Annotated in this window: 9 protein-coding genes; 7 read left to right on the top strand and 2 right to left on the bottom strand. The window is 38.9% G+C overall.

Annotation, left to right across the window (positions count from 1 at the left end):
• Positions 1 to 79: 79 nt before the first annotated feature.
• Together IQ226_RS06510 and IQ226_RS06505 are read left to right on the top strand one after the other, a co-directional pair.
• Positions 80 to 1,756: an iron uptake porin gene (locus tag IQ226_RS06510; protein WP_193893570.1), complete on the top strand. Its 1,677-nt coding sequence runs from the start codon at positions 80 to 82 to the stop codon at positions 1,754 to 1,756.
• Positions 1,757 to 2,087: 331 nt separating this feature from the next.
• Positions 2,088 to 2,330: a hypothetical protein gene (locus tag IQ226_RS06505; protein WP_193893567.1), complete on the top strand. Its 243-nt coding sequence runs from the start codon at positions 2,088 to 2,090 to the stop codon at positions 2,328 to 2,330.
• Between the two features lie 149 nt (positions 2,331 to 2,479).
• Here the strand turns inward: IQ226_RS06505 and IQ226_RS06500 are convergent, their stop codons facing one another.
• Positions 2,480 to 3,187 carry a hypothetical protein gene (locus IQ226_RS06500; protein ID WP_193893657.1) on the bottom strand — a complete coding sequence of 236 codons (708 nt, stop codon included), beginning with the start codon at positions 3,185 to 3,187 and terminating at the stop codon, positions 2,480 to 2,482.
• Between the two features lie 868 nt (positions 3,188 to 4,055).
• Between IQ226_RS06500 and IQ226_RS06495 the strand changes: the two genes are divergently transcribed.
• The 5 genes from IQ226_RS06495 (at position 4,056) to IQ226_RS06475 (ending at position 10,240) form a co-directional block, all read left to right on the top strand.
• Positions 4,056 to 6,410 (top strand): ribonuclease R family protein, encoded by a 2,355-nt coding sequence (locus IQ226_RS06495; RefSeq protein ID WP_193893564.1) that lies wholly within the window; start codon positions 4,056 to 4,058, stop codon positions 6,408 to 6,410.
• 87 nt (positions 6,411 to 6,497) lie between these two features.
• Positions 6,498 to 7,118, top strand: coding sequence for a flavin prenyltransferase UbiX (locus IQ226_RS06490; protein ID WP_193893561.1), 621 nt, complete (start codon positions 6,498 to 6,500; stop codon positions 7,116 to 7,118).
• A 468-nt stretch (positions 7,119 to 7,586) separates the two neighbouring features.
• Positions 7,587 to 8,222, top strand: a complete 636-nt coding sequence (locus tag IQ226_RS06485; RefSeq protein ID WP_193893558.1) for a LapA family protein — start codon at positions 7,587 to 7,589, stop codon at positions 8,220 to 8,222.
• A gap of 176 nt (positions 8,223 to 8,398) precedes the next feature.
• Complete coding sequence (locus IQ226_RS06480) at positions 8,399 to 8,935, top strand: shikimate kinase (protein WP_193893555.1); 537 nt, start codon at positions 8,399 to 8,401, stop codon at positions 8,933 to 8,935.
• Between the two features lie 138 nt (positions 8,936 to 9,073).
• The gene (locus IQ226_RS06475) at positions 9,074 to 10,240 is read left to right on the top strand and encodes a hypothetical protein (RefSeq protein ID WP_193893552.1); all 1,167 of its coding nucleotides are present in this window, start codon (positions 9,074 to 9,076) and stop codon (positions 10,238 to 10,240) included.
• A 69-nt stretch (positions 10,241 to 10,309) separates the two neighbouring features.
• Here the strand turns inward: IQ226_RS06475 and IQ226_RS06470 are convergent, their stop codons facing one another.
• A complete protein-coding gene (locus tag IQ226_RS06470) occupies positions 10,310 to 14,185 on the bottom strand; it encodes an N-6 DNA methylase (RefSeq protein WP_193893549.1) in 3,876 nt (1,291 codons plus the stop codon).
• Positions 14,186 to 14,197 lie beyond the last annotated feature (12 nt).

Here is a 14,197-nt window from a genome sequence, read left to right as displayed (position 1 = left end):
CCATAGGAAATTTATGTATAAGTTCCTTGGGAATTTACCATAAACTGGATTCATTTAGGTGTGTGAGAGACTAAAATTTATGAAAAAAGCTTTTTGGAACATCCTCAAAGTTAGCCCTGTTATTGCTTTGAGCCTACTAACTGGTAACGCCGCCTTTGCTGGTGAAGCTAACGAACAAGTAACAAGTGTTGCTCAGTTGTCCCAAGAGTCCAACAGTTTGGGTCAAGTAACATCCGTTTCTCGGTTTTCTGACGTACGACCTAGCGATTGGGCGTTTCAAGCTTTACAATCACTAATGGAACGTTATGCTTGTGGAATTGGTGGTTATCCTGACGGTACTTTTCGTGGTAATCGCGCCTTGAGTCGTTATGAATTTGCGAGTGGTTTAAATTCCTGCTTAGAACGCGTTAATGAACTTATTGCTACTGCAACTGCTGACATGGTAAGCAAGCAGGACTTAGCTACCTTACAGCGCTTGCAGGAAGAATATTCCACTGAACTAGCAACTATTCGCGGTCAAGTGGATGCTTTAGAAGCTCGGACTGGCGAACTAGAAGCTAATCAGTTCTCTACCACCACCAAACTGTCTGGAGAAGCCATTTTCAGCGTATCCCAAGCTTTTGGGGACAAGGTAGCAGTTGCTTCTGGCTCACCAACAAGAGACTCAGACAACAATGCAACTTTCTCTGACCGAGTGCGGTTGACTTTGAACACCAGCTTCACTGGTAAAGACCAATTGCAAACTCGGTTGAATGCGGGGAATATTTGGAACAATAATAACCCCACTGGTGCTGCTGCCGCTGCAAATACTGGTACTGGCACTAATATGAGCCGTTTGGGCTATGACACTGGTGCTAACAGCAATAACAGCGTTTCTATAGACAAACTTAACTACGCCTTCAACTTGAGCGACAAAATCCGTGTCAGGATTGATGCTACTGGTGGTGAGTTGAACGAGAACGTCAATGTTTTCAACCCTGACTTTAGAAGCAGTGGTTCAGGTTCTTTATCTCGCTATGGACGTTTCAGCCCCATTTACCGTCTAGCAAATGACGGTGCAGGTATCACTGTTAACGTCACTCCTAATGATAAATTTGTTTTGAGCGCGGCTTATTTTGCTACAGGTAGAGATAATGCTGCTAACCCCGTGGCTGGAAGCGGACTGTTCGATGGTAGCAACACTATCTTTGGTCAGTTGGCTTTCAAGCCTAACAAAGCAATCAACGTTGGTCTAACCTACGCCCATAGTTATCAAAGAGGTGTTGCCAATTTATTCGGAACGACAGGAAGTGCCTTGGCGAATAATCTGGGGACTGTTGCTGCCGATAGAACTGAATCTAACAACTACGGTGTACAAGTTAGTTTGCAACCTACACCAAAAATTACATTAGGCGGTTGGGCAGGTTACACAACGGCTAGTTCTTTAGTCGGTACTCCAGAAAGTGCTGAAATATTTTATTGGGCTAGTACAATAGGTGTCAAAGACTTCTTGAGAGAAGGTAATACTCTGGGTTTTATCTTTGGTCAATCACCTAAAATTACTGAAAGTGCAGTACGTGGGCAATCAAATATCAATGCTTTGAAAAATGCAGGTTTTGAAGCAGGCGATTCTTATCACATCGAAGGTCTGTACAAGATTAAGCTTTCCGACAACATCCTGGTAACTCCTGGTGTGTTGGTAATCTTGAATCCTGAGCATAACGACAATAACGCCAACGAATTGGTTGGTACTTTGCGGACTACCTTCACTTTCTAGAATTAAGTTAGGTTAGGAAGTAATCAGGATTGATTCGTATAGGTAGGGGTAAAGCAAAAGCTTAATGGTGTCAACTTAAGCCCTGGCGAATGGAATATGGCTTCGCCACGCCAAGGGCGAACGCGGCTACACAAACAAAGTCCGCCTGCGCGGACTAAGAAAAAATCAAGGATTGAAACCCACGCAGGTGGGTTTTGCCTCTGTACGCGCGGTTTCTAACCGCCCGTTTTACGTTAAGTTGACACATATCAGCAGTGCTAAACCCCTACATTTTTGTATGAAAACTGATAACCTCTCAGTACAGCGAGGCGGGAATGAAATATAATGGGGAGTGCAGAATACAGAGGGCGCGGGCCCTGCGCCCCTACGGTTATTTAGCAAGTTTACGAATATTAAGCGGATTGTGGTTGTGGTGACGGCGATCGCTGTTAAAGTTAAAGTTAAAATAATTTTTATGGTTAAAGTTTTCAGCAAACCCCACTTAGACCTGAGTTCGGTGTTAGGAGTTTCTCCTTCGGAGACGCTACGCGAACGGAGTTTCTCCTTCGGAGACGCTACGCGAACAGAGTTATGATTTTTTCAACCAGATCATAAGGGTTCGAGACTCATATTTGGGGCAGTTTTCCAAAAATTATCTTATATCGAACTCAGGTTTCCTCCTGACTCGGTGACTCCTGACTCCTAGCCTTCACGAAAAGACTTTTTCAGCAAACCCTACTTAATTTAAAATCCCGCAATGGGGTCTGGTTGGGATTTGAGATAAGTGAGAAAATTTCGGAGTTCTTCTTCACTCAGGAGCGAACGTCCTCGTTTACTGTAGGTTTTGACTAGATAATCTTTTCCTTGTTCTGGTGTCCAGCCTAAGCGCTCGATTTCTACGTCTGTTTGAGCAATAACATCAGATAAGTTAACTGGTTCGTTGCGTCTTTTGTTTTTACCAATGGCTGACTGGACACTAGCGTCTTCGTAAGCTGTGTAACTCCGAGGGGTGAACGGTGTCACATTGCTGGGAGGGACTTCTGCTAAGGGTGGATATTCTGGTTCTGGATGGGGGAATATTTCTGGTTTTGTAATTTGAGGATTAATTTGCTCTTCTAGAAAGGGCGGTGTAGATGTTGGTGTGGTGGTGTGGGTGACTGGAGGAAGAGGTTTTGATTCCTGTAAAGTAGGTTTGATGGGTGGTGGAGTCACTGATGGTGAAGCTGATTTTGTGGCTTCTACTGGGAGGTTTTTGATGCCTAAAACTGTGAATGCTCTATCTCTGGCTTGGTCTTCTGCTGCTTCTACTGTTTCTGCTCCGGCCATACCTGTTGCCCGGGTGATGCCTTCGAGTTGTATACTAACACGGACGATATATTTCCCTTGAAAAATTTCTATTAGTTCTGAGATAATACTGCCGTTGGGGTACAAGTTCTGGAATTGTGCCAACATAATGCTTTCAACCATTTTTATCTAAATTTTCCTAATAACGTCGGTTCTTAATTAGGGAACAGGGAATAGGGAATGAGTCAAGAATTTTTCTCCATTACCAATTACCAATTACCAATTACCAATCCCCTAGACAAAACCCTATATTTCAATATAAAGTTTTACTGAGAACTAAGCACTCACGATTTTAAATATGTTCTGATACTAGCAGTTGTTCAGCACAAATTGTTGTCTATCTTTAAATGCTATACTAATTACCCAATTAGATATCTAGAAGTATTTTTAAAGAAGTGCGCTCTAAATCTACTATCCTTATGATCAAGATAAGGTTTGCCCTCGTTGCCTGTGTTTTACTGCTTACCTGATTGTTACCGATTCTACATAAGGGAGAATTGGGTTTTCAGCGGTTTCTGCTGGTGAAGACATGGCTAATGCCACGTTATGTTATCAGATGCTGATGGCGTGAGATTACCTTATATCTAAACTATCGAACACCTGTGGTTAAGCCGGTTTGTAGCTCGTGGATGGTATAGAGAGTTCTCCAAACCAAGTCTCTCACTCATCCATTATCTAATTACTTAGTGTTTAATTATTGAGTATCAGGAGTGCATGGTGAAGATTGTTTAGATCAAGTCAAGGGTCATGCAAGCAAACTCTGAGATTGTCGTGCAGTGAGAAGTCAACGCAGGGGCTTCCGCTGACAATGACTATGGCTAATGCCACGCCGCGCTATGAGCGGACTTGCCTTGAAGACGAAACACTACCCAAGGGCGAAATTCGTACAGCAGCAAGTGTCTGTAAACCGTGAGGGGATACAGTAAAGGCCAGATTCGACAACAAATGATGTTTTGACCAAAGGTCGGTTCACTGCATGGAATTTTCAATCGCTACACTTCTTGCCAATTTTACAGATGATAAATTGGTGGCCCGTAAAGTCCTAGAAAAGAAACTGGGTTGTGAGGATGAAGAAAGTCTAGAAAAACTCCAAATTACTTTGGATGTGTTAGAAAAAATTGGGCTTTTGGTGAAGGAACGGGGGAAATATCGCCGCGTTACGGAAGAGGGCTTAATTGAGGCGAAACTACGTTGCTCTAGTAAGGGCTTTTGTTTTGCGATTCAAGATAGCGAAGGCTCAGAGGATATTTACATCCGCGAAAGTCATTTGAGTAATGCCTGGAATGGCGATCGCGTTTTAGTGAGAGTCCTCAAGGAAGGTAGCCGGCGGCGATCGCCTGAAGGTGAGGTGAAGTTGATTATGGAGCGGTCTAATCATACTTTACTCGCCAGAATTAAGCAGGTGGAGGAAGGGTTTCGGGCTGTTCCTTTGGATGACAGATTGCTGTTTGAACTGAAACTACAACTCAACAACATGAAGCTAGAGGAAGCTATTGACCATTTGGCTCACGTAGAAATCCTCCGCTATCCCTTGGCACAATATCCTCCTTTGGGTCGAGTTGTGCAAATTTTGGGTAGTGATGCTGAAGCGGCAGCGGATATAGATTTGGTCACTTGTAAACATGATTTATCCCGAACTTTTCCCGATTCGATCCTCGAAGCAGCGGCGAAGTTACCCAAGAGACTCCTGAAAGCAGACCTGAAAAATCGCCTGGATTTACGTGATGTTTTTACCTTCACTATTAAGAGTACCAACGGTGATGAGTCGGTGGTAGAAAATGCCTTGAGTATGGAAAAAATTAGCGCTGACAATTGGCGATTAATTTTTCACATTACGGATGTTTCCCACTACATTCAAGCGGATGAAGCTTTGGACAGGGAAGCACTCAAACGTGGTAAGTCAGTTTATCTGGGAGAATTGTTATTGCCGATGTTACCAGCAGCGGTGACAGAACGGTGTTCTTTAGTGCCTGGGAGCGATCGCTTGGCTCTTTCCTTTATCATCACCATTAACCCTGAATCGGGACAAGTGGAGGAGTGGGAAATTCAACCGAGTGTGATGAATGTAGATGTAGCTGTCAGTCAAGGGGAGACAGAAAGCATTCTCGCCGGTGAAAGCAGCAAAGTAGCGGCCGCCGTCCAGGAAAAATTAGCAGATTTGCAGACGTTAGCTAAAGCTGTTAAACAGGTACGTCTACAGCGCGGTAGTTTACAGTTGAATCTCCCCCCTAGTCATAACCCCTATTATGATGAGGGATCAATGGGATCTGTCGTCTTGAATGACTTACCTGGGCGATCGCTGATTACAGAGTTGGTAATATTAGTAAATCAACTCATGGCTGATCACCTCAGCGCCTTGGGGATTCCTAGTTTATGGCGAGTTCAAGGCACACCTGATCCCGAAGATGTTCAGGAAATGCTCAAACTAGCTGTTAATTTAGGTGTGGAATTGGGACTAGATCCAGAATTAGAAATCCAACCCCTAGATTATCAACACTTGACCGGAGCTTTTGCCGATTCCCCCTCGGAACAAGTTCTCACCTATTTATTACAAGACACCCTCAAGCCTTCCGTCTACAGCACCACCAAAGGTTCTCATTTTGGACTGGCTTTGTCACAATATGTCCACGTCACCGCCCCCTTACGTCGTTATCCAGACATCCTCTTACAACGGGTGTATCATCACTTAATAGAACATGGGCGCGATCGCCGAAATACCCGCGTCAAGGATCGGATTAACCTGCGCCATTCCAATTGTCACGAAGAAATCAATTGGAACGTTCTCCCCCCAGAACTGCACCAAGAAATCCAAAGTGACTTAACCAGAGTCATTGTGCAAATTAATGACCGGGAAAAAGAAGTGCAAGAAGCTGAAGCCGATTTAGCCGGACTGCAAAAAGCTTCCTTAATGAAACAACGCATTGGCGAAGTATTTCCAGGGGTGATCACCGGTGTTCAATCCTACGGTTTCTTTGTGGAAATTGAAGTCCCAGTAGAATCGCCCACAGAAACCAATCTCGCTAATACCTTACGGGTAGAAGGACTAGTTCACGTTAGTTCCCTCAAAGACGATTGGTACGAATATCGAGCCAGACAACAGGCTTTATTTGGGCGGAAAAATCGAGCTTCCTACCGGTTAGGCGATAGCTGCATGGTACAAGTCAAAAGTGTTGATTACTACCGTCAACAAATTGATCTTGTCACCGTTGGCGCTGATGGTTTACCCAAAAGTATGGGCGCAAATGGTAACAATGAAGATGACGATACAGGAGACATTTATTCACCCAATAAAACTGACCCTTTTGATCAAGAACCCTATGATGAGGAATAGTCAGTTGTTCTTTGTCAGTTGTCAGTTGTTCTTTGCTGTGAATCAATAACCAATCACCAATAACCAATAACCACTGACCACTAACTAATGACCAATAACACAAAACCTTTAATCCTGGGGGTAACAGGTGCATCCGGTCTGATTTACGCTGTTCGCGCCCTCAAATTTCTCTTAGCAGCGGAATATCAGATTGAACTGGTAGCCTCTAAATCAACTTACATAGTTTGGCAAGCAGAACAGGAAATCCGAATGCCAGCAGAGCCAGATAAACAAGAGCAATTTTGGCGACAACAAGCCGGAGTTCCCGAACAGGGGAAACTTCGGTGTCATCCTTGGAGTGATGTTGGTGCTGGTATTGCCAGCGGTTCTTTCCGAACTTTGGGGATGATCATTATGCCTTGTAGTATGAGTACAGTTGCCAAACTGGCTGGGGGACTCAGTTCGGATTTACTAGAACGAGCCGCAGATGTCCAAATTAAAGAAGGACGTAAACTGGTAATTGTCCCCAGAGAAACTCCCTTTAGCTTAATTCACCTGCGGAACTTAACGACCTTAGCGGAAACTGGCGTGAGGATTGTCCCCGCTATTCCTGCTTGGTATCACAACCCTCAAACCATTGAGGATTTAGTTGATTTTGTGGTTGCTCGCGCCCTAGATCAACTAGATATTGACTGTGTATCAATTCAGCGCTGGCAAGGTCATCTATAGCAGGAGTCAGGAGTCAGAAGTCAGGAGTCAGGAGGTAAGAATCTCTTACCATAAGGCTTTTACTGTAGATTCTGTATCTCATTCAAGTGCATACCGCTATATAGGGGCTGCGGAATAAACCTAGAACTGAGATATATCAAGAGTTTGAAGGTAAAAAAGGTGAAATAAGTGCAAGGAATAAGGGTGGAAATTAGCAAAAACCTATCACTTTACCAGATTTAATACTATTCTTCTCTTCTTCTAATTCTTCCTCCTGACTCCTAGCCCATGACTTACGTCACGCTGCGCTATCACAGACAACTTTTTCAGCAAGCCCTATATAGCAATTAAAAATTGACAATTAAAAATTAAAAACGGAATCACTAAATTTTTAATTTTTAATTCTATTTAACTTGTTTGTGACAATAGCTATTTTCATCTGTTTTCTTCTGGTGTATTCTCAAATTTTGCTGTAATTTTAAATTCGTTATGGCTGCAATTCGCTTAATTATCTTAGTGACGGCAATGCTAGGACTAATAATAATATTAGTTCAAAATTTGTCGCCCTCACTGCCACTAGTATTTTTGGGAATGCGAAGTCAGGCATTACCATTAGCATTGTGGATTTTATTGAGCATAACTGCTGGTATTTTTACATCTTTAATAATTACTAAATTATTAAAATTCGCCACTGATTTAAATTTACAAGCACAACAACCTATCCCCAAATCAGTTTCGACTTCACCCCGTGTCAGACAAAATCCGCCTCCGCCTAAAAGTCCGTCACCCCCAGTTAATCAAGCTGATGATGAATTTGACGATTGGGACACAAATCGGGATCAAGATGATTGGAATGACGGAGAAGATTCACAACCAGAACAAAAAACTTCTGCTAGTCCACAAAGTTCTAATTCTCGCCCTAGTTCTGTTTATTCCTATAGTTCTCAATCACCGAAAAATACTGCTGTAGGTAAAACTGAATCAGTTTATGATGCTGATTATCGAGTTATTATCCCCCCTTATCAAGAATCAGGGAAAAATCAAGTAACAGATGATGATGACTGGGATTTTTTTGAAGATGATGATTTTGAGGATGATGAAGAAAATAAACCACAAAAACCCTAACAGGACTTACGCAACCGGCACATTGGTAAGGTGCGTCAGACGGTATAAATCCTGCAAATAAACAGATTATTTATATCTGACGCACCCTACAACAGATTTTTTGTGTGACACTTGCCTAAGTCCTAGCTAATTTAAGCTTAAATAATAAATAATAATTTGACAGGAGAAAAATAATTGTGATTGATATCTTAAAAGGAGTTAACCTCTACTTAATTGGCCTGATGGGAGTTGGGAAAACAACGGTAGGAAAATTAATCGCCGAGGAAATTGGTTATAGATTTGTAGATACAGACGAAGTGATAGTTAAAGCCGCAGGTAAATCTATTAACGAAATATTTGCCGAGAATGGTGAAGCAGAGTTTCGTAAGTTGGAAGGTGATGTCTTAGCTCAAGTTTGTGCCTATACTAAATTGGTTGTGGCTACTGGTGGGGGTATTGTCATGCAGCAACAGAATTGGAGTTACCTCCATCATGGTTTGATAATTTGGTTAGATTCACCAATACAAATCATCTTACAGCGATTGGCGGCAGACGATACTAGACCACTTTTACAAGATGCTGATATGGAAAGTAAATTGCGATCGCTTTTGGAACAACGTCAGCCAATGTACTCCCAAGCTGATTTACATATTACTATTAACGCGACCGAAACACCAGAAGAAATTGCCACACGCATCCTAGCCACAATTCCCAGTATTCTCAAACAGCAATAATTCTTTCTACACATGTTCACATCTATAAAAAGGAATAGGAAGCGGGTAATTTCTTGTCAAAAGAAAGATGCAGAATTTCCACATCAAGAGTTGAATTAAATCTAGATTCTATCATTATCCTCAACGGGGATAAAATCTATGACTATATTTTCTCTTGATGAACTCAAAAATCTAGTCCAAAATCCTGAGTATCCATGCGTTTCTCTCTATCTACCTATGGAAAAACTAGGCGGAGAAACACGACAAAATCCAATTCGGTTTAAAAATTTAATTCGAGAAGCTGAAAATCGCTTAGATGAAATGGGGTTACGCCATGCTGAGACTGTAAATTTGCTCAAACCAGCAATGGAATTAGACAATACTGATTTTTGGGAAATTCAGAATCAAGGATTGGTAATTTTTAGTTCCCCCAATCTATTTCGTTACTATTGTCTACCAATTTCTTGTCCCCAATTAGTGGTTGTGGGCAAAAATTTCCACATTAAACCCTTACTAAATTTGATTAATAATGATGGAAAATTCTATATTTTAGCCTTGAGTCAAAATCATGTCAAATTTTACTCAGGAACGCGCTACAAACTCGAGGAGATAGCAGTAGAAAATATGCCTCAAAATCTGGCGAAAACACTTCTAGAGGATGAATTTCAAAAAGGTGTACAGCACAGAGTCGGTACTCCTAGAAGTGTAAGTTATGCCGCTCAACAACCGGGTTCTGTCCATGGACAGGGTAGTTCAGATCGGGAAAAACATGAGCGAGAGATTTTAAATTTTTGTTATGCTGTTGATACTGCATTACATGAAACTTTACGAGATGAAAAAGCACCTTTAATATTAGCAGGAGTAGATTATTTATTACCAATTTACCAAAAGGCTAACACCTATCCACATTTTTTAGAAACAGGTATTACTGGTAATGTAGAACTTCTCAAAACCCAAGAATTAAATCAGGCAGCTTGGGAAATTGTTGCTCCTTTATTTCAACGAGAATATGAGGATCTAATGGCTGTTTATCTGCAACTAGCTGGGGAAGAAAGTAACAAAATTGCCAATGATATCAAAACAATTGTTCCCGCTGCATATTATCAAAGAGTTGATACTTTATTTGTGCCTGAGAAAGAATATATATGGGGTAAATTTGATTTACCAACTGCTACGGTTGAGTTACATCCAGAACCAACACCAGAGGATGAAGATATGTTAGATTTTGCCGTGATTCACACCATGTTAAATGGTGGTAGAGTATATAGTCTGGAGCCAGAAGCAATGCCTCGTGGAGTCAAAGTGGCGGCTATTTGCCGATATTAATTTTAAGCGTCAGATCCCTGACTTCTTGAAGAAGTCGGGGATATTATTAGCAGTTACTAGGAATTGAAATTACAACACAACTTTTAAAGCTTGTTCAATAATATCTACATATTCCTCTGCGTTATACATCCGGTAAGCTTTTTTGTCAATTTGATTTTTAATTTCTATTTGTCTAAGTAAAACTGTTTCTAAATCTGATCTACCTACTTCTTGCTGAACTCTTTGTTCAATAATTTCTAAAGTACGAAGATTACTAAATCTATCTTCGTCATATTTATTAACTTTTAAAACATCAAAAGTAATATTAACTAAGTTTCCTATTTCCCGCGATAATTTTTGTTTACGACGGAAAGATGAATCAAATTCAGTTAAATAAATCAATCTTGCTAATATATATCTCCGTAAATAGGGGTTACGAATATTCACATTAGCTATTTCTATCCATTTTCGATCACCTTCTTTCCAATCTTCATCATCAGTTACCTCTCCCCAAATAATATATCCATTTGCAGTGGGTTCAATTTTCAATTCCAGTAAATGTCCTTCTTCATTAGCATGAGAACTTTCCCATTCAATATCAACAGCATAATCACTAGATAATTTATGATATTCAGTTAATAATACTTCTTTACTAGGAATTTTTGCAGCTTTAGATTCATAAATTGTGATAATTTGATAGCGACTTTGCCAAATTTCATGCGCTTCACGACTTAATTTAAGTAACTCTTGATAGTCATCATGATTTTCTTCATTCAACTGAGGAATTGGTAAATCACCAACTTGATTTTCAAAATATTCAAACATTCCTTTACCTGTGAGTTTTCCAATTCCACCTAATGCACGATAGCGGAATTCTAAAACTTGAGAATTGAGTAAAGCACAGATATAGTAAAGGATATTAACATCAATATTTCCACATTTTATATAAGCAGCTACATCACTTTTAAACCCGCAAATTCCCTGTTCATCAACAAAAAACTTATTAGAACTTGCACGACGAGGAAATAAAATTTTTGCATCTCTCATACCATGACGTGGCCGATGCAAATGAAACCATTTATAACTACTGGTTTTATTTCTATAAACATCTCTACTTTCTAATTCTAACTTATTTTTTTGTAAATATGTTTTTATAGCTTTAGGCAATTCTTCCCATTCAGTTTGATGAGTATAATACAAAATTTGAGTTTCTGGAGGTTCACAACCATAGGAATTAATAGAAGAAATAGATACTCTTTGTAAGTAGTAATTCTCTGGAAATTTTGTATTAAATTGTCCTTCAAAAATAGAATCACGTCCTGTAGTAATACCTTCTGTATAACGTACCCAATCTATTTCTCTTAACTTGATACCAGATTCATCAATTGTATTAAAAATATCATTATATGGAGATATTTGCCAACGATTATCATCTAATTCAGATTGTGTAATATTTACCTGAGTTACACCTTGGGTTAAATGTAAAGAACAATCATCACTCATAAAAGTATTTTTGACAATATTAAGATCCAGGACATAAAAGGTAGTAAAAGTATCTTCTGGTTGAGGATTTTTTCTTTGAAATTCAATAATACAGGTAGCAATTCCCGCTTTAAAGACTTGATGACCTAAGAAATCAATAATATTGACTATTTTCGTATTTTTACAGATAAATTCTCGTAAACTTCTAGATTTATCACCTTGAATGAAAGCACGAGAAATAATAAAAGTTAAATAACCATCTGCTTTTAAAATTTCAAACCCTCGACGGAAGAAATAAAACAAAATATCTGTTTTATCAGTGTAAATATCAACATAAGCATATTTGAGCCATTTTAATTCTAATGCACCTCTACCAAATGTTGAATCAACATTAAAATAAGGAGGATTACCAATGATGACAGAAAAACCTTGTTCTGACTTTGGTAATCTAGGATCAAAAATATGGGAAAATTCAACTTCCCAATTAAATGGACGTTTAATAATTACCTCTTCTTTAGCTGTTTCTAAACTCATGAGTTCAGATTTAACTCTCGCTAATTCAGCAGATGTCCAATTTTCTAAGGTTTGTTCAGAATTGATATCTTCTGTGATAAATTCTCGTATTGCTTCTATTTCTGCTACTTCAGCTTCTCTGTTTTTAATTAAGTAAATTACTGAATTGATACTTTCATCACTAGCAAAAAACGCAGTTAAAACAGAATTAATTTGTTGATTAATAGTTACAATTGTATTTTCTAAATTACTAACTGCTTGATTTCTTTCTATTTCACTTTGATTAGGATCTCTAGCAATATTAGCCAAATCTGCAACTATTGTTAATTGTTGGTAAAAAGGTTCTAAATTAGCGGGACTATGAATTAAACTATCCCCAACCCGAATATTTAAAGTGAGTGCTGGTAAATGAGAATAGATAGAACCATTGCGTCTACCATATTCTCCAGGACGCGCACGTAATAATCTTGTCCATAGTGATAATTTTGCTAATAATACTGCTTGGGGATCTCGATCTACTCCATGCAGCATTTTGACTAAAATTTGTTCTTCAGGATTAATAATTGGTTGTACTGATACATGAGTAAATAAATCAAAATTATCAGGAATTTTAGCCGTTTGACACGCTTGGTTATAACGTTTTAGTTCTGTTAATAAATAATCAAATGCACCTAATAAAAATGAACCTGAACCACAAGCAGGATCAAGAACTGTAATTTCTAAAACTGATGCTGCTACTAAATAAGCTTGTTGTAATTCACCAATTTCTAGGAATTGAATGGCTTGATCAATTTTAGGTTGTACTAAGGGCTGTAAAGTTTGATAAACAATTTGACGAACTATATAGTTAGGAGTATAAAAAATACCTTCTTTTTTGCGAGTTTTTTGATTTTCTAGAATTTGGACTACATCGTTAACAAGAATTAATTGATGGGCTAAAAATTGTTCATAAGCAGTACCTAATATATCCTGGGTTAGAGTTGTGAAATCATAGTTATAAATTGAACGATAATTAGCTAATGTTCCAGTAATTGTATCAAGTATACCTTCCTGTGGTACTGCATTAATGACAATAATTGATTCTAAATACTCAACATCAATTGTTAATTCATCAATCCAAGAAGGTTGAAATAGCTCAGTATTATAGTCTAACCATGTACTACGAAATGCTTGTCTAAGTTGGTCAATAAATGGCAAATTTGGAAAGGTTTGTTGCCAGTTATAATAAACTCTACCCAGATAATTAAAGGGCATTTCTCGGCTAAATGTCTCTAAAAGTCTAATTAATAGAAAACGATTTAAAATGATTTGCGCTGCTTCACGAATTTTCTCTAAACTTAAATTAGGTTGGGATTTTTTAATGCCATTAGCAAGAATTACGCGCCAAATTTTTAAATCTGCTAGAAATTTTGTTCCTAATTCTTCTCTAGTTTTTTCACTATAAAATGCTTCTAAATGGTTGCCAGATAAATTTTCACGACTCAAACAGGTATATACTCTATTTACCAATTCAGGATCATTTTTTAACTGATCAAGTGTAAATGACCAAAAGGGTTTTCTATCTTGTAATCTTAAAATGTGCCATTCCCGAAAATTAGATAAAATAATCCAAAGTACAGGTTCTTGTGTCCCGATATCTAAACTATAGTTTCTGAGGTAATCTAAAACTTGTTGTGAATTTGTTTCCCAGATATTTTTATCCCATAAACTTTTAGCTTCAAACATCAATTTTGGATGCTTTCCTACTTCATTGCGTAATAAATAATCTACCCATGTAGTAGTGCCAATTAAGCTGCGAATTGATCCTTCAAGTGTCCGATATTCTGTTGTATAACCTAGTGCATCGAGAAAAGGTACAATCAGACTATCTTTTGTATTTTCCTCTGGTTTGCCACTACGAGATGAACGCAGCATAGTTTCCGCTGTCGTGATTAAGTTAGTAAGATGTTGTTGAAATTGTGGGAATGACATTTACACACAAGT

Origin of the sequence: Dolichospermum sp. LEGE 00240 (genome assembly GCF_015207875.1) — a bacterium.
Lineage (GTDB): Bacteria > Cyanobacteriota > Cyanobacteriia > Cyanobacteriales > Nostocaceae > Dolichospermum > Dolichospermum gracile.
This window is presented reverse-complemented; position numbering and strand designations above follow the sequence as displayed.